This window comes from Brevibacterium picturae, from assembly GCF_030453725.1.
In the GTDB taxonomy this organism is placed as follows: Bacteria; Actinomycetota; Actinomycetes; order Actinomycetales; family Brevibacteriaceae; genus Brevibacterium; species Brevibacterium sandarakinum_A.
Genome location: NZ_JAKDJU010000028.1, coordinates 1 through 24984 on the forward strand (window position 1 = coordinate 1; position 24984 = coordinate 24984).

Annotated in this window: 20 protein-coding genes and 3 pseudogenes; 12 read left to right on the top strand and 11 right to left on the bottom strand. The window is 63.8% G+C overall.

Annotated features, from left to right (window positions below; genetic code table 11):
• Positions 1–466: 466 nt before the first annotated feature.
• From L0G76_RS04860 to L0G76_RS04875, 4 genes are all read left to right on the top strand, one after another.
• Complete coding sequence (locus tag L0G76_RS04860) at positions 467–1081, top strand: DUF6230 family protein (protein WP_304356195.1); 615 nt, start codon at positions 467–469, stop codon at positions 1079–1081.
• Entirely contained in the window at positions 1081–1809 is a 729-nt protein-coding gene (locus L0G76_RS04865) for a DUF6114 domain-containing protein (protein ID WP_304356196.1), read from the top strand. Before L0G76_RS04860 ends, L0G76_RS04865 begins: the two co-directional genes overlap by 1 nt.
• Positions 1806–2594, top strand: a complete 789-nt coding sequence (locus L0G76_RS04870; protein WP_304356197.1) for a hypothetical protein — start codon at positions 1806–1808, stop codon at positions 2592–2594. Before L0G76_RS04865 ends, L0G76_RS04870 begins: the two co-directional genes overlap by 4 nt.
• A gap of 204 nt (positions 2595–2798) precedes the next feature.
• Positions 2799–3029 carry a hypothetical protein gene (locus L0G76_RS04875; RefSeq protein ID WP_304356198.1) on the top strand — a complete coding sequence of 77 codons (231 nt, stop codon included), beginning with the start codon at positions 2799–2801 and terminating at the stop codon, positions 3027–3029.
• Positions 3030–3136: 107 nt separating this feature from the next.
• Here the strand turns inward: L0G76_RS04875 and L0G76_RS04880 are convergent, their stop codons facing one another.
• From L0G76_RS04880 to L0G76_RS04900, 5 genes are all read right to left on the bottom strand, one after another.
• A complete protein-coding gene (locus tag L0G76_RS04880) occupies positions 3137–4669 on the bottom strand; it encodes an AbgT family transporter (RefSeq protein WP_304356199.1) in 1533 nt (510 codons plus the stop codon).
• Positions 4670–4850: 181 nt separating this feature from the next.
• Positions 4851–5642, bottom strand: coding sequence for a creatininase family protein (locus L0G76_RS04885; RefSeq protein ID WP_304356200.1), 792 nt, complete (start codon positions 5640–5642; stop codon positions 4851–4853).
• Complete coding sequence (locus L0G76_RS04890) at positions 5639–6388, bottom strand: FadR/GntR family transcriptional regulator (RefSeq protein WP_304356201.1); 750 nt, start codon at positions 6386–6388, stop codon at positions 5639–5641. The genes L0G76_RS04885 and L0G76_RS04890 overlap by 4 nt, the downstream gene beginning before the upstream one ends.
• Positions 6389–6446: 58 nt before the next feature.
• Positions 6447–7451, bottom strand: coding sequence for a CE1 family esterase (locus tag L0G76_RS04895; protein ID WP_304356202.1), 1005 nt, complete (start codon positions 7449–7451; stop codon positions 6447–6449).
• A gap of 122 nt (positions 7452–7573) precedes the next feature.
• Positions 7574–8242 (bottom strand): GntR family transcriptional regulator, encoded by a 669-nt coding sequence (locus L0G76_RS04900; RefSeq protein ID WP_304356203.1) that lies wholly within the window; start codon positions 8240–8242, stop codon positions 7574–7576.
• Between the two features lie 204 nt (positions 8243–8446).
• On the opposite strand from L0G76_RS04900, the gene L0G76_RS04905 reads away from it, so the two are divergent.
• The 4 genes from L0G76_RS04905 (at position 8447) to L0G76_RS04920 (ending at position 14332) form a co-directional block, all read left to right on the top strand.
• Positions 8447–9463 (top strand): 1-aminocyclopropane-1-carboxylate deaminase, encoded by a 1017-nt coding sequence (locus tag L0G76_RS04905; RefSeq protein WP_304356204.1) that lies wholly within the window; start codon positions 8447–8449, stop codon positions 9461–9463.
• 191 nt (positions 9464–9654) lie between these two features.
• The gene (locus L0G76_RS04910) at positions 9655–11133 is read left to right on the top strand and encodes an alanine/glycine:cation symporter family protein (protein WP_304356205.1); all 1479 of its coding nucleotides are present in this window, start codon (positions 9655–9657) and stop codon (positions 11131–11133) included.
• 347 nt (positions 11134–11480) lie between these two features.
• Entirely contained in the window at positions 11481–12875 is a 1395-nt protein-coding gene (locus L0G76_RS04915; protein ID WP_304356206.1) for an NAD-dependent succinate-semialdehyde dehydrogenase, read from the top strand.
• A gap of 227 nt (positions 12876–13102) precedes the next feature.
• Entirely contained in the window at positions 13103–14332 is a 1230-nt protein-coding gene (locus L0G76_RS04920; protein WP_304356207.1) for an MFS transporter, read from the top strand.
• On the opposite strand, the gene L0G76_RS04925 is transcribed toward L0G76_RS04920, so the two are convergent.
• The 5 genes and pseudogenes from L0G76_RS04925 to L0G76_RS04940 form a co-directional block, all read right to left on the bottom strand.
• Positions 14311–14715 (bottom strand): MarR family winged helix-turn-helix transcriptional regulator, encoded by a 405-nt coding sequence (locus L0G76_RS04925; protein ID WP_304356208.1) that lies wholly within the window; start codon positions 14713–14715, stop codon positions 14311–14313. The two genes, L0G76_RS04920 and L0G76_RS04925, sit on opposite strands and share 22 nt — an antisense overlap.
• Positions 14712–14969 (bottom strand): DUF6204 family protein, encoded by a 258-nt coding sequence (locus L0G76_RS04930; RefSeq protein ID WP_304356209.1) that lies wholly within the window; start codon positions 14967–14969, stop codon positions 14712–14714. Before L0G76_RS04930 ends, L0G76_RS04925 begins: the two co-directional genes overlap by 4 nt.
• A 4-nt stretch (positions 14970–14973) precedes the next feature.
• Positions 14974–15054, bottom strand: a pseudogene (locus tag L0G76_RS16265) (DUF6204 family protein); the annotation flags it as partial.
• Complete coding sequence (locus L0G76_RS04935) at positions 15051–15701, bottom strand: TetR/AcrR family transcriptional regulator (protein ID WP_304356210.1); 651 nt, start codon at positions 15699–15701, stop codon at positions 15051–15053. The gene L0G76_RS04935 and the pseudogene L0G76_RS16265, both read right to left, overlap by 4 nt.
• A gap of 145 nt (positions 15702–15846) precedes the next feature.
• Positions 15847–17142 (bottom strand): annotated as a pseudogene (locus tag L0G76_RS04940) (MFS transporter).
• A 638-nt stretch (positions 17143–17780) separates the two neighbouring features.
• Between L0G76_RS04940 and L0G76_RS04945 the strand changes: the two are divergent.
• From L0G76_RS04945 to L0G76_RS04960, 4 genes are all read left to right on the top strand, one after another.
• Entirely contained in the window at positions 17781–19325 is a 1545-nt protein-coding gene (locus L0G76_RS04945) for a class I adenylate-forming enzyme family protein (RefSeq protein WP_304356211.1), read from the top strand.
• A complete protein-coding gene (locus L0G76_RS04950; protein WP_304356212.1) occupies positions 19322–20680 on the top strand; it encodes a beta-ketoacyl-[acyl-carrier-protein] synthase family protein in 1359 nt (452 codons plus the stop codon). The genes L0G76_RS04945 and L0G76_RS04950 overlap by 4 nt, the downstream gene beginning before the upstream one ends.
• A 60-nt stretch (positions 20681–20740) precedes the next feature.
• A complete protein-coding gene (locus L0G76_RS04955) occupies positions 20741–21946 on the top strand; it encodes an acyl-CoA dehydrogenase family protein (protein ID WP_304356213.1) in 1206 nt (401 codons plus the stop codon).
• Between the two features lie 106 nt (positions 21947–22052).
• Positions 22053–23669, top strand: coding sequence for an amidohydrolase (locus tag L0G76_RS04960; RefSeq protein ID WP_304356214.1), 1617 nt, complete (start codon positions 22053–22055; stop codon positions 23667–23669).
• A 55-nt stretch (positions 23670–23724) separates the two neighbouring features.
• On the opposite strand, the pseudogene L0G76_RS04965 reads toward L0G76_RS04960, so the two are convergent.
• Positions 23725–24471: pseudogene (locus L0G76_RS04965) on the bottom strand (IS3 family transposase); the annotation flags it as partial.
• Positions 24472–24984 lie beyond the last annotated feature (513 nt).

Here is a 24984-nt window from a genome sequence, read left to right on the forward strand (position 1 = left end):
GGCGAAGAAGCGCGGGTGAATGATTCCGGCGTGACATCATGTGGAGGATTGAGATGTCTATGCGACTCGCGCTGCCTCATCGCCCCGGGCGATCGCAGCACGCGCGGGTGCGACACGCGGGTACACAAGTGGGTCTGATCGCTGCATAGAATGACCGGCGAATTCGCACGGCCTCTCAGAGCGTACCGTCGGCGTGGTCGCTTGTTGATTTCCGCAGGCCCTGCTGCTGGTGAAAACATCCTGGTTGACCAGGGATTCAACCTGATCCCGCCGGCGGATCGGAGTGGAACGATCCCTGGGGGTTCCTCAGCGGGGCAAGACCCCTTGGTCGGCGATAGCATGGAAATGGGTCTCATCGAAGTGTTGACTCGACGTCCATGATCGATATACTCGCTAGTAACACCTGTCAGTAACATACGTCACAACCGCGACTCGGACATCGCAGTCGATGTCGCCAGGAGGACCAATGAAGTTCCCGAAGTTCCGCAATATCCGCAAGATCGGTTCCTCGCATGCCGGACGCATCGCGCTCGTCGGAATCCCTGCGGGCATCGTCTCCGCAGCTCTGATGGGCGGGGTCGCCCAGGGTGCCGTACCGGTCTCATTCTCGGTGTCGGGAAGTCAGTTCCAGATCAGCTCCTCGCAGCTCGAAGGAGAAGGATTCTCCCAGTACAGCGGAATCGCGAAGGGCACCGAGGGCAAAGATCACCAGGTCGTGATCGCCAATATCGAGAAAGCCACGCTCGCGGATCTCTGTCAGTCGGTGGTCACGGAGACTCCACTCGGCAAGGTCGGCCTGCTCATCAAGGCCGGCGGCGGCGAGGAGCCAGCATCCGCCACAGGCCTGCAGATCGGCATGACGGAACTCATGGGAGACGCCGAGTTCAAGAACATCCGGATCGGCGTCGATGCATCCGAGGTCAACACCGAGGCCAAGGGCACCGAGGGCGACTTCGCCCAGGACTCCGACACGGTTTCGATCGATAAACTGGAGCAGAGAGCCTGGAGCACCCAGGCTTCGGTATTCACCCTCAAGGACATGTCATTGGAGATGACCGACGGATCCGAGAAGTGCTTCTGATGAAGGAAGCAGCAACGAGCGAGCAGCCGACCGTCGAGCAGCAGCCCGTCGACGAGCAGGCTGACGAGCAGCGGACCAGTCTCTTGGCGTTGTCCCGGCGCAGCCGTCGCGGCGCTGAGCGGGAAGCGCCCGGCACGGACCACTCCGAGCAGGAGATCATGAACCGCTCCGAACATGAGAATGACGGTTCGGGTCGGGACAGCGCTCAGCAGTCTTCCGGATTCCGGCACTGGTCTCTGCAGCGGCCCTTCATCGGCGGTGTGCTGGTCGTGCTCGGCGGAATCGAACTCTTCTTCTCCGGTCAGCTCGACTTGGGAAACATGAAGATTCAGTTCGGCATTGAGGGGCTGCAGGCCACAGTCATTCCGATCGCGCTGGTGCTTCTGGGGGTCTTCGCGATCTTCCGGCCCACGCACCACATGTTCTACGGTCTGATTGCACTCGTTCTTGCGGTCTACTCGCTGATCGGAGTGAACCTCGGCGGGTTCATCATCGGCATGCTTCTGTCCAGTATCGGGGCAGTGCTCGTAGTCGCCTGGATGGGGCCACGCGACGCGAAATCCCGTGCAGAGAAGGTCAGGGCCAAAAAGGCGAAGAAGGAAGAGAAGGTCAGGGCCAAAGAAGCCAAGAAGGCTGAGAAGTCTCACGCAAAGGAACCGGACACGATCGCGTCGGGTGCCGAACGGAGGGGAGACAAGGAATCCGCGGGCGAAGAGGGCGACTCATGAGGACACCCCGTCGCGCCACGGCGTCGCTCGTGGCCGTCATCGCCTTGGCCGCCGCCTCGACATTGGGTGCGACGGCTTCGGCAGCGGCCGAATCGAATCCGCTGTGCAGCCCGCTGATCGGGTGTGACGACTCGGATTCGCCCGGCAAGGACAAAAGTCCGGAGCCATCGGCGCCGAGCTCGCCGGATACTCCGACCAAGTCGCCGACAAAGTCTCCGATAGACCCGGCAACGCCGGAACCCACCGAAACTGGCATACCCACCAAGTCTCCGTCGGCTCCAGCGACGCCGGAACCCACCGAATCAGGAACACCGTCTGCGGAGCCGACCGCTCCTGTCGAAGCGACGAAAGACGACGACGCACCGGTCTTCACGGATACTCCGGCGTCAATGGGATCGGAATCGCTGTCGTTCAAGGGACTCAGCGGAATCGCGATCGTCGATGTTCCCACGGCCGATGGGGGGACTACTCGCACACTGAAGATCTCGGCGGACGAGATCAAGATCGAAGGGTTCTCGCTCACGGTCAGTCCGCGGGAAGATGCCGGAGAGGGCGGGCTGGTGACCAAGGCCGACACCATGACGCTCAAGGGTAACGTCGATGTGTACCTCGGCTCGATCACGGCCACGACCAAGAACGGTGACTCACTGACGATCGGCACCGACACACCGCCGCCACTGGACGACGTTGAGCCGGGACTGCTCCGAGTGACGATGGGACTGGTCGGCACCATCGCCGATTCGATCGAATACTCGAACACTGACCAGGCGATCGTCGAACCCTGACTCGCCTCGCGCAGCCTTCGAACACGCTGCCCATCGACAGGCCCCCTGACTTCGGCCACCTCACGGTGATGGAAGACAGGGGGCTTCGTGTGTCGTGGCACGTGGACTCTGTCGGGCTGACCTTCTGATCCGAAAAGATGTCTTGATAAAATATCGGACATGATGAAGTCCAGTGCAGACGCGCCGGCAGAGAGGGGGAGCGCGATGACAAAGCTCTTGTTCATCGGGGGAACAGCCCTCGTCGTTCTGGGAGGGCTGCTCGCCGGCGGTGGTTGGTTCCTCAACACGTTCACGGGAGAAACCGCCGATGCCGATATCGGTGCCGGCATCATGGTGCTGGCTGGTTTCACGATCGCGGGGCTGGGGGCACTGGTGCTGGTCTCAGGAGCGATTGCAGCAGGTATTCAGTCCATAAAGCGTCGAGCAAAGACTTGAGTTGAGCATCCGACCAGGTGGCTAGTCGATCTTTGAGCCGATGCTGAGTTCCCGCCCGCTGCCGAAGATATCCGGTAGCGGACGGGGCTTGTCAGCGCATGAACCGATCACCGCACCGGAGCATCCGGGCCGAGCGGGATGCCCAGGCCCCACCAGAGGAAGAACAGCAGGCTCCACATGACCGTCATGCACACCGCCAACGGCAGGGTGTGGGAGGCGAGGGTGCCGATGCCTGCCGACTTCTGATAGCGCTGCATGAACCCGAGCGCGAGGATGAAGTAGGGGCTCATCGGGGTGATCGAAGTCGAACCCGAATCGGCGATACGGAAGATCGCCTGCGAGGTCTCGGGTGGGACGTCGAGAAGCATGAGCATCGGCACGATGACCGGGGCCATGATCGCCCACATCGCCGAGCCTGAGGTGATGAGGACGTTGACGATCGAGAGAACGAGCAGCACGAGGATGAAGATCACCCATGTCGGCAGCCCCAGGCCGGTGAACAGTTCCGAGCTCGACACGGACACGAGCATTCCGATGTTCGTCCACGCGAAGTACTCGAGGAACTGGGCGATCGCGAAGAACAGGACGAGGACCGGGGCCATGGACACGATGCCCTGACTCATGAGCTTGGGGACATCGGCAAACTTCTCGATCGTGCCTTCACGGAACCCGTAGACCATTCCGCCGACGCCGAAGAGCATGGCGATGATGAACGCGATGCCGGTGAGGAACGGTGACTCGCCGATCGGCCCGTCCCCACGCAGCGGCGCATTGTCCGGAACCACCAGGATGACGACGAAGATGAGCATCGCAATCACAGCGAACATCGCGTACCGCAGAGCGGAGCGCTCTTTGTCGGTGATGACGAGGTCTTCGTGCTCGGCGTCCTCGTCGGCCTCGAGGTTCTGACGCTTGGTGAGCACAAGTTCGGTGACGATGGTGATGACGATGGCCAAGAGGATGGAGCTGGCGATGTTGAAGTACCAGTTGCCGATCGGGGTGACGATGTAGTCGGGATCGATGATGTTCGCCGCCGCCGAGGTGATTCCTGCGAAGATCGCGTCATTGGGCGTCGGGATGGGGCTGGCGTCGTATCCCGAGGCGATCGAGGTGTAGGCGACGATGACACCGAGGACGGGGGAGCGCCCGACCGCCTTGAATACCATGCCGCCCAAAGGGACGAGGATGACATAGGCCGCCGCCGAGGCGACGTGGGAGACCGTTCCCATGAAGGCGACGGTGAAGACGATGAGGGACGCGGGAACCCTGGCGATCGAGACCTTCATCGCCGTCGACAGCAGCCCGGTGCGCTCGGCCAGTGCCACTCCCATGATGACGACCATGATCGTGATCAGCGGCGGGAACGACTGGTAGGCATCGAGCGAGATGCTCACGGCCATCGCGATTCCCTCGCCGCTGAGCAGGTTGTTCACCGGGGTCCATTCCCCGGTGCCGGGGTCGTTCACCCCGACTCCCATGGCGGAGAGGATGAGGCTGAGGACGGCGAGGATTCCCGCGAGGATCCAGAACAGCCAGAACGGATGTGGCAGTCTGTTGCCGACGGTTTCGATCACGTTGAGGAATCGGATGACTGCCGGGAGGCGTTCCTGAGTGGGCTTGTCGGTGGTGGTCGTTTCCATGTCTGGCTCCTGTTCGTCCAGGTGAGAGGAGGAGCATTTGGGCACGACTCGGCTGTACCCGTGAACTCCATCGGTCAGAGAGGTGGGACTGAAGTGAAATGGTGCCGCTGTGGCGAAGAGATGTGAAAGTGGTGGTGAGGAAGCCCGGGTGAGAGGTGTGCGGACTAGCTGAGGTCGGCTGTCATAGTCGCAGCATCTCCCGGGAGTAGGCGACGAGTTTCGCAATGATTTCGCCGAGGATGTCGTCCCCGGCCGCGGCCGTGGCGGTGCGGGGATCCCCGAGGACCCCGTTCTCGGAGTACTGGTCGAAGGTGACGGCACTCGTCGGTGACTTCGTCCGGCTCAGCCGTGCCCGTGGTGAGAGATCAGCGAGGGCAGTGGCTCCGGCAGTGAGCCGAGGGGAATCGACGAGGTGGTCGTCGATGGCCAGCATCTGTGAGGTTTCGGATTCCCCGGAATGCCCGCTGACCTCGGTGCGCGGCAGTGTTGCGGTGGACTCGGTGGCCAGGGCGCTGACCGGCGAATAGGCGAAGGTGAGATTCGGATGCGTTCCCAGCAGCACCTGTTGGGCGACGCCGAGGGCGGCCATGTTGCCCCCGTGGCCGGTGATCACCAGGATGCGGGTGAAACCGGAGTCGCTGAGTTGGCCGGCGACCGTGGTGACGATGTCGACGAAGGTCCGCGGGTCGAGTGTGATGGTGCCGGGCAGGTTTCCGTGGTGAGGGGACACCCCGTAGTCGATGCTCGGGAGCACAAAGGCCCTGCCTGCCAACTCCTCCGCCACTGCCGTGGCCACATGCTCGGCCCGGATGCTGTCGGTGCTCACAGGCAGTCCGTCCCCGTGCTGCTCGCAGGCACCGACAGGGAGGATGAGAAGGGAATCGCTCTGCTTCGCGAGTTCGATCTCGAGAGAGGTCAGCTGCCCGTACTGACGGACCTGCGGGCGGATCTCGGTCACGGCCTGTCGGGTCACTGCTCGTGCCCGTCGATGGTCGTCGGCTCGGCAGGGGCCGGTGTCACAGCCTCGGCGGCGGTGGTCTCCTCGGTGTCTGCACGTTCCGACCAGTCGGCGAGGACGGCGGTCTTGATGCTCTCGAGGTGCTTGCGCGTTCGGTGCGACGCTTCGAGGCCGTCGCCGCGCCTGACGGCGTCGAGGATGTCGGCGTGCTCGTCGTGGTCGCGGAGCCGGTCGTAGGTGAAGCGGGCCGCTTGCTGGGTGCGCGAGTGGATGGCGAGAAGAGACACGAGCATCTCGTGCAGCGCACGGTTCCCCGACGCCTTGGCCAGCTCCACGTGGAAGTGTCCGGCGGGAACCTCGGTGTGCAGGTGCAGGGCATTGTCGACCGCCGTCTCCATGGTCTGCACGGACTCCTCTCCCTGGACGCTGGCCGCTAGTTCGGCGATGCCGGGTTCGATGGCGATGCGGGCATCGAGCAGTTCGATGGCGGCCGCGAGGTCGATGGGCACGTAGTGCGGGTTGTCGAGGATCCTGCGGTTGATCGCTTCTCGAACGTAGGTTCCCGAGCCGTGCTTGAGCTCGACCGATCCCGTGGCCTCGAGGCGGCGCAGGGCCTCGCGGACTGTGGGGACGGTGACCTCGAAGCGTTCGGCCAGGGCCCTGGCCGAGGGCAGGGGCTGTCCCGGCTGCAGGTCCTGTGAGCGAATGGTGGTGACGATCTCGCGGGTGAGCCGTTCGACGAGTCCGATGGGTTGTGTCATGGCACTCTCCTTCAAGTGTTTAAGTCACCTAATCACTTAGTGAATTGCGTGTCAAGACTTACTCATGGGTGGCGCTATCGCTGCGCGGGTGGTCCTTGAAGAAGCCCCACAGCGTCTCGGTCGCGGAGAAGTCCTTCGTCACGTATCCGCCGCCGCTGTACATGGTCTCACCTGGCCAAACGTGCCCGCCGTCGGCGACCGAATAGAGCTCGACATCGGCTCTATCTCGACAGTTCTGCCACTGCGTGCGCACGATCCTTTCGCCCTTCCGTCCCACCTTCCTGTCTGTCGAGCCCTCACAGCCTGCTGCTTCGGCCCAGGGCTTGAGCCAGTTGCGCACGGAGGGATAGGTTTCTCCCTGGCGCTCGCCTCCTTCGTAGTCCATCGTGGCGTCACCGGTGCCGTGGATGGCGAGCATCGGGGTCGGCTCGGAGTAGTCGCAGCCGGCGAAGGACTGCGGATAGTAGGCGCCGGCGACGGTGGCGAACGCGGAGAATCTCTCCCGCAGATGGCAGGCGAGGACCGAGACCATGCCGCCGCCGTTCGACTTGCCGGTCGCATAGACGCGGTTGAGGTCGATGCAGAAGTCGTCCTCGATTGAGTCGAGGAGATCGGCGACGAACCGCACATCGTCGGCCTCGCTGGCATACGGTGCGCCCTGCCAGGAGCGCTTCCCGTCCGTGGGGACGCCGTCGGGGAAGACGGTGATGGCGGGCAGGGTGGGCAGTCCCGTGTAGTTCTGGAACTCGGCACCGTCGGAGCCTCTGCCGTGGAAGCCCAGGACGAGAGGCGTGGGCTCGGTGAGGTCGTAGTCGCGCGGGATGTTGATCCGGTAGGTTCGTTCGTCGCCCGCCGAGGTGATCGTGGCCTGATCGTTCCCCGGCTTCTGTTCCACCCCGCATCCGGGTGACGGGTTCGCCGGGGCGGAGTCTGCCGTCGATGGTGACGCGGCACGGGCGGCTGTGCGGGAGCTGTCGGCGTGCGGGAGGAGCGTGAGGGCCAGACTGAGCAGGATCGTCAGTGCCAGGCCGGTGGACAATGTGCTTTTCGTCGTTGAACGCAATGGTCTTCCTTTGATCGTCGGTGATCGTGGCGCCACTCTACACTAGTCATCAAGTCACTTAATGACTTCTCGAGGTGGCGCGGCGGGCCAACGGTGCGCAGGAAACGAGCGTTTCGCGGAGCTCAGTCGGTGCTGTTGCCGGCGAGCGTGGACCAGTTCGCGCAGGTCAGAGACATCGCGCGGTCTGCCTTCCCGGCGCGGACGGCGGCGATGATCTCGGCATGCTGTGCGGGGGAGGCTGAACCCTTCGCGGAGTCGAAGTGCAGGTATTCGGTCCGACGCAAGGTTGCAGTGACGACCTCGAGGTGGTCACGGATGAGCGGATTGCCGCTGCGAGACAGGGCCACCTCATGGAATGCGTCGTCGGCGGCGATGGCCGCATCGATATCGGAGGCACCCGGCGCCGCCTCTCCCAGTGCCGATCTCAGTTCTTCGTTGGCGGTCTCCATCTCGGCAATGTCCTTCGCCTCCAGCTTCGGGAAGGCGAGGCTCATCGCGAGGGCGTGCAGTTGGGCTGCAATCTGCCGGGCGTGGACGACGGCCTCCGGATTCTCCGGTGCCACACGGGTCATCCGACCCGGCTCGGCGACGATCAGCCCCGCCTGTGCCAGGCGCTGAAGAGCCTCGCGGACGGGAGTGCGAGAGACCTGCAGCCATGCGCCCAGCTCCTGATCGCGCAGCTGTTCCCCGGGTGCCAGCTGGCCGCGAACGATGGCGTCGCGGATCGAACGATAGACGTCATCGCGCAGCAGCCTCCGCTGGGGGATCGGCGTATCTGTGGGAATCGGCACTCTCGACCTCTCTCGGACCCGGTGTGGATGCAGTTCTGGCGCAGTAGACAGTCCTGGCATGTGGGACTGCCCGTCCGACCCATTGTAGTCCTCATCAGAATGCAATATATTGCATATCGCGAGCATCATTCGGCCACACGCAACAGGCCGTACCACTACGTGAGCGCAAAGAGTCGCATCACCCGACGAAGAGGACACGACGCCATGCCGATCACCGATTTCGAGCGCTACCCACTGACCTTCGGCCCCAGCCCGGTCCACGAACTGAAGCGACTGAGTGACCACCTCGGCGGGGCCCGGGTGTGGGCCAAGCGTGAGGATGTGAACTCCGGGCTGGCATTCGGCGGCAACAAGACCCGCAAGCTCGAGTACATCGTTCCCGACATCCTCGCCACAGGTGCGGACACGCTGGTCTCGATCGGCGGATACCAGTCGAACCACACCCGACAGGTCGCAGCCGTCGCGGCTCACCTCGGTCTGAAGTCGCGCCTCGTGCAAGAACGCTGGGTCGACTGGGACGATCCGGGCAACGACAAGGTCGGCAACATCGAACTCTCCCGCATCATGGGTGCCGATGTGCACCTCGACTCGGCCGGATTCGACATCGGCATCCGCTCCAGCTGGGAGAACGCGATCGCAGAGGTCGAAGCCGCCGGAGGCAGGCCCTATCCGATCCCCGCCGGAGCCTCCGAGCACAAGTTCGGCGCGCTCGGTTTCGTCAACTGGGCCTACGAGGTTGCCGAGCAGGAGAAGGAGCTCGGCGTCTTCTTCGACACCATCGTGGTGTGCACGGTCACCGGTTCGACACATGCGGGCATGATCACGGGATTCGCGGCACTCGAGGCGGCTGGGGGACCGAAGCGCCAGGTCATCGGCATCGATGCCTCGGCGACCTTGGATAAGACCCGTGACCAGGTCAAGCGCATCGCGAACAACGCCGCAGACCTCATCGGTCTCGGCCGGGAGGTCACCGATGCCGAGGTCGACATCCGCCCCGGCTGGGAGGGCCCCGCCTACGGCATCCCCGACGAATCGACCGTGAACGCGATCCGCACCACCGCACAGCTCGAAGGCGTCATCCTCGACCCCGTCTACGAAGGCAAGTCGATGGCCGGGCTTCTCGATCTCGTCGGTCAGGGCACGGTGGCGCAGGATTCGACGGTCCTCTACGCCCACCTCGGCGGGCAGCTGGCGCTCAATGCCTACAGCTCGATCTTCTGATCCGAATTCTGGAACTGCCTGCCGGGATCGCCCGGCCTGCTCTGCTTGATCCCCTCCGGCGCGATCAGGCCGAAGGGACGGGCGAGCCGCGTGGGGGCCGACTTACGCAGGTGAGAGTGGCAATTCGCATCACTGCACAGATAGTGTGAGCACCAGCACAGAGAACTCACTGGGAAAGGACAGCCAACGCCATGGATGCCGTTGCAGAATTCTTCGATACGGTCAGCGGATTCGTCTGGGGGCCGTTCCTCCTCATCCCGCTCCTGCTGGGAACCGGCCTGTATCTGACGATTCGTCTGGGCGGACTGCAATTCACCAAGCTGCTTCCGGCTCTGAGCCTGGGAATACTCAAGCGCAAGGATGCCGATTCCGAAGGTGACATCTCCCAGTTCCAGGCGCTGACGACGGCCTTGGCCGCGACCGTGGGCACCGGCAATATCGTCGGCGTGGCCACGGCGATCGGCGTCGGTGGTCCCGGTGCACTGTTCTGGATGTGGATGACGGGCCTGCTGGGCATGGTCACCAAGTATGCGGAGGGATTCCTGGCGGTCCGCTTTCGCGGCACCGACGATGCCGGAGAGAAGTCGGGCGGCCCCCAATACTACCTCGAGCGCGGGATCAAAGGGCCGTTGGGCAAGATTCTGGGACTGATGTTCGCGGTCTTCGCCGTTCTCGCCTGCTTCGGAATCGGCAACATGACCCAGGGCAACTCGATTGCGGCCAATGTCGAATCAAGCTGGTCGATTCCCGCCTGGATCACCGGTGCCGTCCTCACCGTCCTCACCTTGATCGTGCTCGTCGGCGGGATCAAGTCGATCGGCCGAGTCACTGCCGGACTCGTGCCCGTGATGATCGTCTTCTACGTGCTGGGCGCCCTGTTCATCCTCCTCGCCAACATCGACAAGCTGCCCGGTGCTTTCGCCGCGATCTTCACCGAGGCCTTCACTGGCAGCTCGGCGGTCGGCGGATTTGCGGGATCGGCGATTATCATCGTCGTGCAGATGGGCGTGGCGCGTGGACTGTTCTCGAATGAGTCGGGCCTCGGCTCGGCCCCGATCGCCGCCGCAGCGGCGAAGACCTCGCATCCTGTCCGCCAGGGGCTGGTGTCGATGACACAGACGTTCATCGACACGATCATCGTCGTCAGCTTCACCGGACTGACGATCATCTCCACCGGCACCTGGAATCAGGTCGACCCCGAGACCGGGGAACAGATCAGCGCCGCACTCATGACCGGAGAGGCCTTCTCCAACGGGCTGCCCGGTCAGTGGGGCCACTGGATCGTGACCGTCGGCATCGTCCTCTTCGCCTTCTCCACCCTGCTCGGCTGGTCGTACTACGGAGATCGCAACGTCGAGCGGCTGGTCGGTCGCCGAGGCGTCCTGCCGTTCCGAATCTTCTTCTCTCTGGTCGTGTTCATCGGATGCACGACCGAGCTCGAGCCGATCTGGAACTTCTCGGACGTGATGAACGGACTCATGGCTCTGCCGAACCTGCTGGGCATCCTCATCCTGTCGGGCCTCATCTCACGTGAGACCAAGCACTACCTCAGGAACGACCCGAACCTCACCGCCGATAAGTCCACGATCGAGGCCTTCATGGACGGTCAGCCGGGTTGGGCTCAGTGGAAGGCGGGCGACGTTGTCGGTTCCTCCCGACGCTTCGACTGACTCTCCGGCTGAACGCTCGGCGGTCCGATGCACGCACGGCCTGTCCGGCTGGACGACCGGTGAACCTGACGAGCGTCCGGTCGCCCAGCTGCAGGCCCGGCCGTCCGGTTGCGTGAACGGTTCATACGAAAACAGTCGTCACTCCTGCGGAATCCGCAGTGAAGTGACAATGAGTCCCGACTGCGTCAGGAACTGATGATTCGCCCAGGTTCCGCCACTTGTTGCGCACGTCACGTGTTGATAGCGTGAGAGGCAAGCATACGCGATCCGTCGATTTCGACGGCGAACAGCGATGCAAAACGCCTTATCCGGCACCATCAGGGTGCCACTAGTCAAAGGAGTCTGGAATGAGCAATGTAGGCAGTGCTGCAGGCGGCTACCGCGTCGAGAACCCGGCCACCGGCGAGGTCGTCGAGAAGTTCGACACCGCCACCGACGCGCAGATCGAAGAGGTCCTCGACGCGGCTCACAAGGGCTTCCTGAACTGGCGCGAGAAGACGACCGCGGAACGTGGCGCGGTCGTGAACAAGGTCGCTGCCAAGTTCGGTGAGCGCAAGGAAGAGCTCGCGAAGATCATCGCCGAAGAGATGGGCAAGCCCGTCGCCGAAGGCATCGAAGAGGCCGAGTTCTGCGAGGAGATCTTCAACTACTACGCGGACAACGGGCCCGAGTTCGCTGCCGACGAGCCCATCAAGTCGATGTCGGGCGGCAAGGCCTTCATCCAGCGTCGCCCTGTCGGCGCAATTCTGGGCATCATGCCGTGGAACTTCCCCTACTACCAGGTCGCACGCTTCGCTGCGCCGAACCTCGTCCTCGGCAACACGATCATCCTCAAGCACGCCGAGATCTGCCCCCGCTCCTCGGCCGTGATCGCCGAGATCATGAAGGAAGCCGGCATTCCTGACGGCGTGTACAACAACATCTACGCCACACATGAGCAGATCGAGACCATCATCGCAGATGATCGGCTCGAAGGTGTATCGCTGACCGGATCCGAGCGCGCTGGTTCGGCCGTGGCGGCCACCGCCGGCAAGAACCTCAAGAAGGCCGTGCTCGAGCTCGGCGGCTCCGATCCCTACATCGTCCTCGACACCGACAACATGGACGAGGCCGTCGACACCGCATGGGGCACCCGCCTGTACAACACCGGTCAGGTCTGCAACGCGAACAAGCGCATGATCGTCATGGACGACATCTACGACGAGTTCGTCTCCGGACTGACCTCGCGTGCACAGGATTGGACGAAGGGCACTCCCGCCGAGGCGGGCGACGGCAAGTATTCGCCAATGTCCTCACGTGGAGCCGCAGAGAATCTGCGCAAGCAGCTCGACCGTGCGGTCGAGCAGGGCGCAACTCTCGTCGGCGGCGAACTCGCCACCGACGGTTCCGCCTATGTCTCGCCGGCCGTGCTGACCGGGGTCACCTCGGACATGGATGCCTACCGCGAGGAGCTCTTCGGCCCAGTAGCCACCGTGTACAAGGTGAGCAGCGACGACGATGCACTCAAGCTGGCCAACGATACTCGCTTCGGACTCGGCGGCGCAGTGTTCGCCAAGGACGAGGAGCGTGCCGCGAAGCTCGCACAGCGTCTCGACGTGGGCATGTCGAACGTCAACACCCCAGGTGGCGAAGGTGCGGAGATTCCATTCGGCGGCACCAAGCGTTCGGGCTTCGGCCGCGAGCTCGGCCCCTACGGCATGGACGAGTTCGTCAACAAGCGCATGTACTATGTTGCTGACTGATTCAGGCAACTCAGTCGTTTGATCGTGAGTCAGTCGGCTGACCCCAGCCGAAAGCCGGAGGGTCCGCGGCGAGGGGCGTGACATTGAGGAACTTTTGGTGCGGAATCCGAGGTGATTTCCGCACCAAAAGTTCCTCTTTTCTATGCGGAGATTTCGTTTCGCGGGCAGCGGATGTGAGTCTTGTTCGACCATCGACACTCGTGAGTGGGCGCCGATAACGTCGGTGCATGCCCAAATTGCTCGTCCTCGGCCTGTGCGCCGGGTATTTCCTCGTCCTCCTCGACGTGACAGTCGTCAATGTTGCGCTGCCGCAGATCGATGCTGATCTGCAGGCAGGCCAGGCCGGGATGGCAGGGGTCGTCAATGCCTACACCTTTGTCCTGGCCGCGCTGCTGCTGGCTATCGGGGCGATTGGGGATCGATGGGGTCATCGCCGGATCGTGGTGTTCGGTTTCCTCTGTTTCTTCGTCGGCTCGCTGGCCTGTTCGCTGTCGCCGACGATCGAGATGCTCGTTGCCTCTCGGACCCTTCAGGGTGTGGGGGCGGCGGCAACGATGACCGGAACTCTCGCGATGCTCTCGGAATCGGCCGCGGATGAACGCGAGCGAGGCAAGCTCGTCGGGCTCTGGGCTGCTCTCGGCGGGATCGCGCTTCCACTCGGGCCTCTGTTGGGAGGGGTGCTCGTCGATCTGGGAAACTGGCGTGCCGTGTTCTGGCTGAACCTGCCGATCATCCTCATGGCACTCATTCCCATCGTTGTCTATTCATCACCGGCAAGGGCAGCGAGACTGGGTAGTGGTGGACTCGTCCGGGGTTCTGGTCGCGTCGAGACTTCTGAATCAGCTTCGTCCTCGGGCCCCGCCGCCTCTTCGAGTTCATCGCAGGTGAGACTCCTGACTGCCTGCATCGTCGCGGGAACGATGAACTTCTGCGTCCTCGGATCTCTGTTCCTTCTGACCCAGTTCTTCCAGGACGATCGAGGGCTGAGCCCGTTCCAAGCCGGGCTGGCCACCCTGCCCGCTCTGCTGCCGCTTCCGTTCGTCGCGACGCTGTCGGGGACGGTCAGCAATCGCCTCGGCGTCTGGAGAACAAGCGCACTGGGGCTCGTTGTGGCCGCAGTGGGGCTCGGACTGATGGGACTGACAGTGTCGGGCTCCGGCCTGTGGGGACTGTCGATCGCTCTCGTCGTGTGGGCGATCGGAGTCGGGATCCTCACGCCCGCGATTGTGGCAGCGGCAATGCATGCCCTGCCGCAGAGGCCGGGATTCGCCTCGGGCGCGGGAAGCACTGCCCGAAACCTCGGCGGGGCAGTGGGGGTGACAGTCTTCGCCGTCCTGGCTGGGGTGGATACCGAAATCCTGATGGTAGGAGCCGGAGTCCTGATGCTCATTGGCGCCTTCATCTGTCTGGATACGGCGCGGCGGTCGCAGGGAAGTCAGATGGTGCCGGCGCGGTGAGAGTGCAGGGCGGCCAGCGCTGTCGTGACCTGCGCGGGATCAGTGCCGGTGTCGGCGAACCAGCGCTGCGCGGCCGCCTCGGCGATTCCCTCGGACTGGTCGACGAGGGTCCGCCCACTGTTGGTGAGCATGAAATTGCCTCCGCTGTCGCGATCCACCCAACCGAGCTTCTCCAGGGGGCGAACGGCGCGAAGCGCCCGCGAACCGGTCTCGTCCAGGACCCCTGCCAGAACGGAGAGTGACGGTCCCGGAGTGGACTGGCCGATGGTCTGCAGCAGCCGCAGATCGTCGAAGGACAGACCCACGCGTTCGAGTGCTCCGGATATGCGCACGTCCAGTCCGCTCTTCGCGCGGGACACCAGCAGCGCAGTCGCGAGGCTCATCGGCTCACTCCTCGACGCAGCTTGATGTCCTCAACGCAGACCGATGAGATGTCGACGAGTCTCCCGCGCAGGCCCCGCTTGTCGAGGTCGGCCTTCGCAAGCTCGTCGGCACGCAAGTGGGCGAGCACCTCGGCGTCCTCGGGAGACTCCTCCTCGATGACGATCTCGAACCTGTGCTGATAGGTGACCAGTTCGGATGTGTAGAGGAATGTGCCCTCCGGGGTGAAGCGCGCGGAAAACAATGTCGTGATCATCCTGCGTCGCTCGCAGGGCTGTGCGCTGGGCGTCGTCGAGGTCGGCGAAGCGGCCCCGGACTGTGGTGCGGTAGGTGCGGATCATGAATGTGTTCCTCGTGGATCTGTGATTGTAGTGCTGCGTGTGGCGTGGTCGAAGAGTGCCACGAACTCAGAGGTCATGGCTTCTGTGCGGGCGGGGGCTCTGCTCCCGCTCAGGTTCGCGGCCGTCGTGTCGAGGACCGAGCGGAGTGCCAGTGCCATCGTGAGCGGATCGAAACTGCGCATCTCCCCGAGCCGTTGTCCCTCCTCGAACAGTGCGACCAGGTCGCCGACGGAGTCCTTGGCCCGATCGTCGTAGGATTCGGCGCCATTGCGGCTGAGGTACCCGACCGCGGCGACGATGGCTGCGGCCGAGGCCGGTTTGGTGCGGAAGTAGTCCATCGAGGTGGTGATGTAGTCCGCCAGCCGTGTTCTGGTTGAGGTGGGGTGGGAGAGGACTTCAGCCAGCTGCGCGCCGAGGTCGATCGCGACCGAGGCGACGACGGCGCTGGCAAGTTCGTCCTTGTCGGCAAAGTTCCCATGCACCGCGCCCCGGCTGAAGCCCGCGTACTCGGCGACCGCATTGAGCGGGGAGCCCGCCACGCCATTTGCGGCGAAGAGGTCGATTGCCGCAGCGATGAGGTCTCTGCGAGTTCTCTCCTGGCTCTCTCTGCGTGTGAGGCGGGGGCGCTTGGGGTCGGATGATGCCATGCATTAAGAATACATCAAAGTATTCGAATACATGAAAGTATATGAAAATGATGTCGATGGTCACCGGCGCGGCCTCGCCCGTGCCTTCAGGTCTCAGGGCACGGGCGAGCGGGTGTGGCGCGCGGGGAGCTGGTCGAGGAGCTGCTCAGATTCCGGCTGCCTTCGCGGCGGCGCGCTCCTCTGCGGTCGGGATCTGGACGATCGGGCCGAGAACGACTGTGTAGAAGAAGATGCCGATGGCCAGGATGACGCCGCAGACGATGAACGCGGCACCGAAGCCGCCGGTGGCCTGGACGACGAAGCCGGTGACGATCGGAGCCGAGACGCCGATGATGTTGTTTACCGAGTTCATGACCGAGCCGGTCGCACCGACCCCACCTTCGGGAGCGATGAGCGCGGGCAGTGAGTTGGTCACGCAGAAGGAGATCGTGATCCCGCTGGTTCCCAGTGTGATCCAGAACAGGGCCCAGGCAGGATCCTGTGTGAATGCCGCCCCCATCACCGTCATGGCCAGGACCATTCCGGCGACGATGAAGGCCTTGCGCACGGCCGTGCCCGACTTTCCGAGTCGTATCAGGTGGTCGAGCATCCAGCCGGGGAAGATGAACTCGACGGCCACTGCGACGAGACGCGGCAGTGCGGTGAAGAGGCCCGAGGACATCACGCTCATACCCATCTCCGACTGCAGGTAGCTCGGCAGCCAGGTCAGCAGCATCCACTGCGTGTAACCGGCGCAGCCGAGTCCCAGCGACATGCCCCAGACCTTGCGCTGCTTGAGAACGTAGCCGAGGTTGGCCAATGGGTTGGGGCGGGGCGCGTCCTCGTCCTGGGCTCCGCCCTCACGAATGTAAGCGAGCTCGGAGTCCTTGAGCTTGCCGCGACGATGCATCTCCTTGGGATCCCGATACTTCCAGAAGAAGACGATGACGTAGGCGAGGCTGAGGAGGCCCATGGCAACGAAGGCGCCGCGCCAGCCGAACGACACGACAGCCATGGCCACGAGTGGGAACCCGATGACATTCGACAGGCGCTACCCGGAGTCGAAGATCGCCGTCGCGGTTCCACGCTCGGAGCGTGGGAACCAGTAGCCGGTGGCCTTCATCGCGCCGGGGAAGATCGGCGATTCGGCCATGCCGAGGACGATGCGAGCCAGAATGAGCAGACCGGTGCCGCTGATGATGGCGGTGAGGAAGCAGGAGACACTCCACATGATCGTGGCGGCCCTGAAGATCCACTTGATGCCGATCTTGTCGAGCAGCAGTCCGGCCGGAATCTGCATGAGCACATACGACCAGCCGAAGCTGGAGAGGACGATGCCCATCTCACCTGCCGTGAGTCCGAAGTCCTCCCTGATGTGCCCCTCGGCCACCGCAATCGAGCTGCGATCGATGTAGTTGATGAGCACGCCGAAGAACAGCAGGATGGCGATCGCCCACCGCATCTTGCCGATGCCCGATCGCTTGGGTTTCACACCGGGAGTCTGGGTCTCCTGGGAATTGAACTTGAGCTCATCCGGGTCGGCGCCGGTCGGCTGGGCTTGAGGCTCCACGTTGAGTCCCTTCTCTGATGTGTCTCGGTCGTCGATGATCGTGTGACATGGTGGTGGACTCCGAGGCGACTTCGCCAGAAATTCCACGATATGGAAACAGTATTTCGTTGGAACGAAGGCAGATCTATAGCCGCAATTGGCAGCGTGTCAAAAATCGATTCCCGGAAATGAGGTCACCGGTTAGATTAAACGCCCAATTACTCGATAACTGAAACATTATGGCAGGTGGGAGCCCTGAAGGACGGAGAAGGATTCATTGAATTTGATCGATTCAAATATAGAGAAGATTACAAGGAGTGTCCGATATACCGGAATTTAGAATTGAATGATTAAAGATGAGTGAGTTCCGGACAGGCCGTCATTAGCGGTGAAGAAATGAGAATTCGGGCGAGCGTGGCCAGACCTGCACCACGTTCGCAGGGCTCCTATACTGACTCGTGTACCTGGGCCACGATCCCGGCGGCTCCCAGGACCCATCGGCTGCCCGAGGACCCGGACCCAGCCGGACCACGGAAATCTGGAGGTCATACGTGCCGATCACCTCGACGATCCTCGATGTCGCTGAGACTCACCCCGAGCAGCTTGCCCTTGTCGGTGCAGATGAGCGGCTGACATACTCCGAGCTCGTTGGGGATTCCCGCCGAATGTTCGCCGTCGTCGACGAGCTGCATCGGGCGCAGACCGACCCGCCGACTCCCGCGCCGGAGACCGAGGGCATTCCCGTCACCGCGATCAGTGCCACCTCGGCCTTCGACGCCTCGCGCATCATCGCCGGGCTCGCGGGCTACCGCGCCGTGTCTGCGACCATCGATCCGCGCTGGCCCCTGGCTCATCAGATCGGTGTCATCACGACCACCGGGATCGGCGTCGTCATCAGTGACTCGTCCGCCCTCGCCGAGGCGCTCGCCGCCTCCGCCTGGACCGGCACAGTCATCAGCCTCGCCGACTTCCGCGCTCGCGAAGCCGCTCTCGCTGGTGAACCATCTGCGCGGTCGGCCCCCGCGCCCACCGTGCGCGATGCGTCCGAGCCCTTCCTCATGCTCTTCTCCTCAGGCACGACGAGCAACCCGAAGGCGTTCATCAAGACCCGCCAGCAGTATCGGGACAACGTCGCCGTCTCCGCGGCCCACCTCGAGCCGCTGCCCGGCGTCGCGACGCTGGCACCCGGCCCGGTGTCCTACAGCCTCACTCTCTATGCCGTCATCGAGAGCCTCGCGACCGGCGGCAGCGTGCACGTCGCCGACGAGTTCGACCCGATCGCGATGGGCAGACGCATCGCAGCGGAGGCCATCACCCGCGTCGTCGCCGTCCCCGCAGTCGTCCGCGCCCTCGCCGAGGCGGCCCGCCGCGACCCCGAACGCTTCACCGGGCTCGATCTCGTCGTCACCGGCGGAGCCAACCTGCCCGCGAGCATCCGCGCCCGCCTCGGCGAGATCCTCCCGGACACCCGGCTGATCAGCTACTACGGTGCCGCGGAGATCGGATTCATCGGTGACAGCCGCGAGGGAGACGGCACCTGGATCACCATCTATCCGACCATCGGCGCCCAGATCCGGGACGAGTCCGGCGCCGAGGTTCCCGAAGGAGAACTCGGCACACTGTGGATCCGCGCCGCGGCCTGCTCCTATGGCTACGTCACCGGCACCACCGAGGCCGTGCTGCGCGGCGCAGACGGTTGGGCTACCGTCGATGACCAGGCCCGGATCGAGAACGGCATGCTGCAGCTGGCGGGCCGGGCCGGCGATATCGCGATCACCGGTGGTCACAAAGTCTCACTGCCGGAAGTCGAGCGGGCATTCGAAACGTACGACACCCTCGGCGAGGTATGCGCAATCGCCCTCGACGACCCCGCGTTGGGCGGCATCATCGTCCTCGTGATCGAAGACAGAGCCGATACCACGCAAGGCAGCGCCGACAAGCCCGCGCTGCTCAATCACGCACGCGCCCGCCTGGCACCCCAGTTCGTTCCTCGTCGTATCTATCGACTGGAGCAGCTGCCCAGGACGGTCGGAGGGAAGATTCGGCGTGCGGAAACCGTTGACCTCATCATGGACGGACAAGGACAGCGACTGTGAGAGAAGAACGCCGGGTCGTCATCACCGGTCTGGGCGCGATCACCCCCAGCGGCAATGACATCGACTCCCTCTGGGAATCCGTGATCAACGGCGGCAGCGCGATCAGCGTGCTCGAGGGCGAACAGTTTGCGGATCTGGCCGTGCGCATCGGCGGCCAGGTGAAGGACTTCGACGCCGAGGCGATTCTGCCCCGAGCGCTCGCCCGCCGACTCAGCCCGGTCCAGCACTGGGCCATCGCCGCCGCCGACCAAGCGCTGGCGCAGGCTGGGGTCGCACGCCCGGACGCGGGGGCGAAAACGGGCACAGGCCCGCAGAGCGATGACGCTGACGGCCTCCCCTGGGACCGCAATCGCGTCGCCGTCATCGCCGCCACCGGTTCGGGACCCGTCGACGCCATGCAGGACGCCACGCGCTCACTGCTCGACGGAGGCCCCCGCTCGGTTCCCCTGACCTTGGCGATCCACGGAGCGCCTGACTCTGCCGCGGCACTGCTGAGCCAGCGCTACGATTTCCGCGGACCCGGACAGGGAGTCTCGGCCACCTGTGCCAGCGGGGCGGTCGGCCTCGGGGAAGGAATGCGGCGCATCCGCCACGGCTATGCCGACGCAGTGCTCGTCGTCGGCATGGAGGACTGTCTCAACCCGGTCAATCTGGCCTCGAATGCGAACATGCGGGCGCTCGCCGCCGGCTTCGAGGATGATCCGAGCGTTGCCAGCAGGCCCTTCGACAGTGCGCGGACAGGGTTCGTCATGAGCCAAGGTGCAGGCGCCATCCTCCTCGAATCCGAGGCCGGTGCCGCCGCCCGCAGAGCTACCGTGCTCGCCGAACTGGCAGGATTCGGTGCCGCCAGCGATGCCCACCACCCGACGAACCCGCACCCAGATGGCCGAGGTGCCGCCTCGGCGGTGAGTGCGGCCCTGGCCGATGCCGGGCTGGGGGCCGCCGACATCGACCACATCAACGCCCACGCCACCGGCACTCCCGCCGGTGATGCGGCAGAGCTCAACGCCTTCGACGCCGCCCTCGGCACGGCCGCGCGTTCGATTCCGATCAGCGCCACGAAGTCGTCGACGGGCCACCTCCTCGGTGCCTCGGGCGTGGTCGAAGCGATCGTCGCCATCCGCACCATGGCCGAGCAGACGCTGCCACCGACGCTCAACCTCGACAACTGCGAATTCGACGGATGGGACATTGTCGCTGATCAGGCCCGTGCCGTTGGCCCTGGAAGTGCTGGAGGTGGTGGTGACCGAGAGGCCGCACGCGAGGGATCGGTGGACACCGTGCTGTCGACCTCCTTTGGCTTTGGTGGGCACAATGGCGCGATCATACTGCGACGGCCCGGCGCACCAGCGTGACACTGTGACCGACCGACCGCAGCCCACCGGGCACCCCGACCCCGCGAGCAAGGAGACATGATGACCGACCGTGAGACCCACCTCGGCGAGCTGGCCGAGAAATACCTCCCCGCCGAGGTGCTCGAGCGCTTCCGCGAACGCGCTGGTGTCTACGACCAGGAGAACCGCTTCTTCGACGAGGATCTCGAGGAGCTGAAGTCGCTGGGCTACCTCACCCTGTTCGTCCCGGACGCCTACGGCGGTCCCGGGCTGAGCCTGCACGAGGTCTCGCGCCTCCAACAGCGGCTGGCCTCGGCGGCCCCGGCCACGGCCCTGGCGATCAACATGCACCTCATGTGCACCGGCGTCGTCAAAGCTCTCAACGACCGCGGCGACGCCTCCCTGAACTGGGTGTTCGAAGAGGTGATGGGCGGGGAGATCTTCGCCTTCGGCATCTCCGAACCCTCCAACGACTGGGTGATGCAGGGGTCGAACACGGTGGCCGAACCGACCGCCGACGGCGGCTACCTGCTCACCGGCGTGAAGATCTTCACCTCGCTCTCACCGGTGTGGACGCGGCTCATCGTCCACGGAGCAATCACCCACGACGACGAGGGCATCGCGGGACCCGATGCGGACGAACCCGCCGAAGGAGAATTGGTCTACGGCTTCATCGAACGCAGCGCCGAGGGCATCACGGTCTCCGACCACTGGGACGTCATGGGCATGCGGGCCTCGCAGTCGCGGGCGACGGTTCTCGACCAAGTGCCGTTGCGCCCCGGACGCGTCTCACGCACCATCCCGGCAGGCAAGCACCCCGACCCGCTGACCTTCGCGATCACCAGCAACTTCCAGCTGCTCATCGCCTCCGTCTACGCCGGTGTCGCCGCCCGAGCGCTCGAACTCGGCGCGGCTGGTCTGAAGAAGCGCAAGTCTGCGAAGGCCGGAACCACCTTCGCCGAGGTGCCCGAGACTCGCGCTCGCCTCGCAGACGCGCACCTGGACTACCTCGCCGTGCCCGCCATGCTCGATGCCTACACCAGGGACTTCGACGCCCTCGTCGACCACGGGGCAGGCTGGCCATTGCGCCTGGTCGGAGCCCGGATCAAGGCTTCCGATGCGGCCCGGAACGCGGCCGAGACAGCACTCATGTGCAGCGGTGGCAGCGGCTTCGACAACAGTCACGAACTCTCCCGCCTCTACCGGGATGCGACCGCCGGCCTGTTCCATCCGCCGAGCGCCGATGCCGCCCGCCCGATGTATGCGGGGGCACTGCTCGACGGCTGAGGAGAATTGTCTGCTGGTCTCAGCGGCGAAAGACGTCCGACCGCTGAAGGTTGTGACGTGGCACGATGGTGAGCAACTCACACCAGCTGCAGAGACGGAGCACCACATGGAGGAGAGAACACCGACGATCGTGCGCGCGGATTCGATCGTGTCGCAGGCAGGGACTCAAGCAGGCGCCCCCGAACCCGAAGCGCTCGCGATCACCGGCGAGACCATCAGCGCGAGCGGGACGCTGGCCGAACTGCGGGAGCGGTTCCCCGCCGCCGAGGTGCTCGACTTCGGTGACTCGACCATCATTCCGGGCCTCAACGACGCCCACATCCACCTCGCCATGACCGCCGGTGATGCCCTCCACCTCGACCTGTCCCATGAAGCGGTGGGAAATGTTCCCACGCTTCTGGACACGATCGCCGCTGAGGTCAGCACCACCTCGCCGGGGGAATGGGTCAAAGGCAGTCGCTATGACGACGAAAAGACCGGGATCGTCCTCCGCGACGAACTCGACCGGATCGCGCCCGAGACCCCGGTGATCGTCAACCACGTCGCCGGGCACTGGGGCGTTCTCAACTCTGCCGGACTGCGATTCCTCGGGATCGAGGAGTCCTCTCCCGACCCTGACGGTGGCCGCTTCGACCGCTACTCCGACGGTCGACTCAACGGGAAGCTCATCGAGCGGGCGCTGATGAACGTGCTGATGCCGGCCACTGCCCGCGGTGACCGTTTCATCCCCGGTGACACGGTTGAAGATCTGCAGCTCGGTGCCGCGCGGACGATCGCGAAGTGGAGCGCCGCGGGCCTGACCTCGATTTGCGACGCACTCATCAGCCCCCAGGACATCGGGATCCTCTCCGCCGTGCGCGATGCCGATGCGCTGAACCTGCGCATCGGAATGCTCCTGTCCATCGACCACTATGACAAGGCCGTCGAGCTCGGAGTGGGCAGTGGATTCGGTGATGATCGGCTCAAGCTCATCGGCGTCAAAGCCTTCCTCGACGGAGCGATCGGGGGACGAACCTGCCTCCTCTCCGAACCCTTCACCGACCCGAACTATCAGGGTGTGCAGACCACCTCGACCGAGGAGCTGCGGGCAAACGTCGAACGCGTCCATGCCGACGGCAACAGGATCGGCGTCCACGCCAACGGGGACGCTGCGATCCGTCTCGTCCTCGACGCGTTCGAAGACGTCGCCCAGCGCATTCCACGCCCGGGCCTGCGGCATCGGATCGAACACTGCAGCCTCATCGGCGACGACATCCTCGAGCGGATGAACCGCCTCGGCGCCATTGCGGTCCCCTTCGCCGGATATCCCGGCTATCACGGTTCGGCGCTGAACTCCTGGTACGGAGAGGAGAGGATGGAGAGGATGTTCGCTCACCGCTCGTTCCTCGACAAGGGTGTGACGGTGGCAGGTTCCTCGGACTATCCGTGCGGGCCCTACCAGCCGCTGTTCGGACTGCAGTCACTGATCACCCGCACCGGCGTCGACGATGGGACCACCGTCGGGGCTTCGCAGAAGGTCACTGCGGCCGAGGCGCTGTCGATCTTCACGCTCGGATCCGCCGAAGCCTCAGGGGAAGAGTCCTACAAGGGCAGGCTGGTGCCGGGATATCTCGCCGACTTCACCGTCCTCGGAGACAACCCACTGAGTATCGACCCGCACGGAATCGCGGACATCGATGTGCGAGCGACCTATGTCGGTGGCGACGAGGTGTACGCGGGTTGAGACGTACGCAGGCTGTCAAGCCCCGGGTTTCATAGAGGCTATTTTTCCTGGTTATCTAAGTAGCCACCGACTCGATGTCACTCTGGTCGATCCATTCAGAATGAACTTCGAAGGGCGGCTGATAATCAATGACTGAATGCAACCGGTCCTGGTTGTACCACGACACCCACTTCGACGTCTCGGCCTTGACCTTAATCAACCCTGACCACTCACGACGATCGATCAATTCAGCCTTATAAACCGAATTCAGTGTCTCAGCCATGGCGTTGTCATACGAGTCCCCACAAGACCCAACCGACGCCGCGATCTCCGATTCGGCAAGGGTCTCGCCATAGTGAATCGACCGGTTGAATATGGCTTGAACGCCCCGATCTGAATGGTGGACAAGCCCCGATACGTCTTCACCAGCACGGAACTTCGCGGCCAGAGCCATCGTCAACGCATCTCTGGCTAAGGACTCGCGCATATGCTTCGTCATCTGCCAGCCCACGATCTGACGATGGAAGACATCCGGGATGAACGTCGTGTACACCGACCCAGACCGCGTAGGTACGTACGTAATGTAAGCAACCCATAAGCCGTTCTGACCCTCGGTTGCGAACTCGCATTCAACGAGATCGTCCGGGCCATCCTCGGCTCTGGCTGAGGCCGTCTTTGGACGCTTCCGCCTCCGACGGTTCCCGTCGATGCCCAGCTGGCGCATCGACCACTCGATGGTGCACCGCGCGATGTTCCCGAACCGGTCCCCGTACTCACGGTTGATCGCCTTCCACATTTTACGTATCCCGTAACACGAGTAGTTCGCCTTATAGACGTCTTAGATGACGACTATGAGTTCCCGGTCCCGAGGGGCCCGGGCTGAGGGAACGCGCAATTTGTACGCGTAATACGAGCTCACAGCAATCAGTGCAGCAGTCCCTTTCTGGGCGCGCACGATTGGTGTGATGCCGAACTCGTGTCTGTTTTCGTCGATGAAGGCAGCGAGGAAGGACAAGGTGTTGCCTTGACGGTTTGAGTCTAGGGAGGCCTTCTTTAAGATCTCGTTCGCCCGCCTGGCTTCAGCTAACTCGGCACGTAGCCGGCGATTCTCAGCCTCTAGGTCGACAGACACCGCCGGCGTGGAACGACCTGAGTCATTAAGTTTTTGCACCCCCGACTACCAGGGTTTCCTTGCTCAACCCAAGTTCGTTCGCGACGTTGGTGATTGCCCCGTTCGCGGTCTCTGGGTCACCTTGAGTATGGATGACGAGTTCGACGGCGCGAGCCTTGAGTTCGTCGGTGTATTTCACTGGCACGAGAGAATCTCCTTCTTCCA

Excerpts from the sequence above, each read along its gene's own strand:
- L0G76_RS04860 (WP_304356195.1), top strand. The coding sequence starts at position 467 with ATGAAGTTCCCGAAGTTCCGCAATATCCGCAAGATCGGTTCCTCGCAT.
- L0G76_RS04865 (WP_304356196.1), top strand. The coding sequence starts at position 1,081 with ATGAAGGAAGCAGCAACGAGCGAGCAGCCGACCGTCGAGCAGCAGCCC.
- L0G76_RS04870 (WP_304356197.1), top strand. The coding sequence starts at position 1,806 with ATGAGGACACCCCGTCGCGCCACGGCGTCGCTCGTGGCCGTCATCGCC.
- L0G76_RS04875 (WP_304356198.1), top strand. The coding sequence starts at position 2,799 with ATGACAAAGCTCTTGTTCATCGGGGGAACAGCCCTCGTCGTTCTGGGA.
- L0G76_RS04880 (WP_304356199.1), bottom strand. The coding sequence starts at position 4,669 with ATGGAAACGACCACCACCGACAAGCCCACTCAGGAACGCCTCCCGGCA.
- L0G76_RS04890 (WP_304356201.1), bottom strand. The coding sequence starts at position 6,388 with ATGACACAACCCATCGGACTCGTCGAACGGCTCACCCGCGAGATCGTC.
- L0G76_RS04905 (WP_304356204.1), top strand. The coding sequence starts at position 8,447 with ATGCCGATCACCGATTTCGAGCGCTACCCACTGACCTTCGGCCCCAGC.
- L0G76_RS04910 (WP_304356205.1), top strand. The coding sequence starts at position 9,655 with ATGGATGCCGTTGCAGAATTCTTCGATACGGTCAGCGGATTCGTCTGG.
- L0G76_RS04915 (WP_304356206.1), top strand. The coding sequence starts at position 11,481 with ATGAGCAATGTAGGCAGTGCTGCAGGCGGCTACCGCGTCGAGAACCCG.
- L0G76_RS04920 (WP_304356207.1), top strand. The coding sequence starts at position 13,103 with ATGCCCAAATTGCTCGTCCTCGGCCTGTGCGCCGGGTATTTCCTCGTC.
- L0G76_RS04925 (WP_304356208.1), bottom strand. The coding sequence starts at position 14,715 with ATGAGCCTCGCGACTGCGCTGCTGGTGTCCCGCGCGAAGAGCGGACTG.
- L0G76_RS04930 (WP_304356209.1), bottom strand. The coding sequence starts at position 14,969 with ATGATCACGACATTGTTTTCCGCGCGCTTCACCCCGGAGGGCACATTC.
- L0G76_RS04935 (WP_304356210.1), bottom strand. The coding sequence starts at position 15,701 with ATGGCATCATCCGACCCCAAGCGCCCCCGCCTCACACGCAGAGAGAGC.
- L0G76_RS04955 (WP_304356213.1), top strand. The coding sequence starts at position 20,741 with ATGACCGACCGTGAGACCCACCTCGGCGAGCTGGCCGAGAAATACCTC.
- L0G76_RS04960 (WP_304356214.1), top strand. The coding sequence starts at position 22,053 with ATGGAGGAGAGAACACCGACGATCGTGCGCGCGGATTCGATCGTGTCG.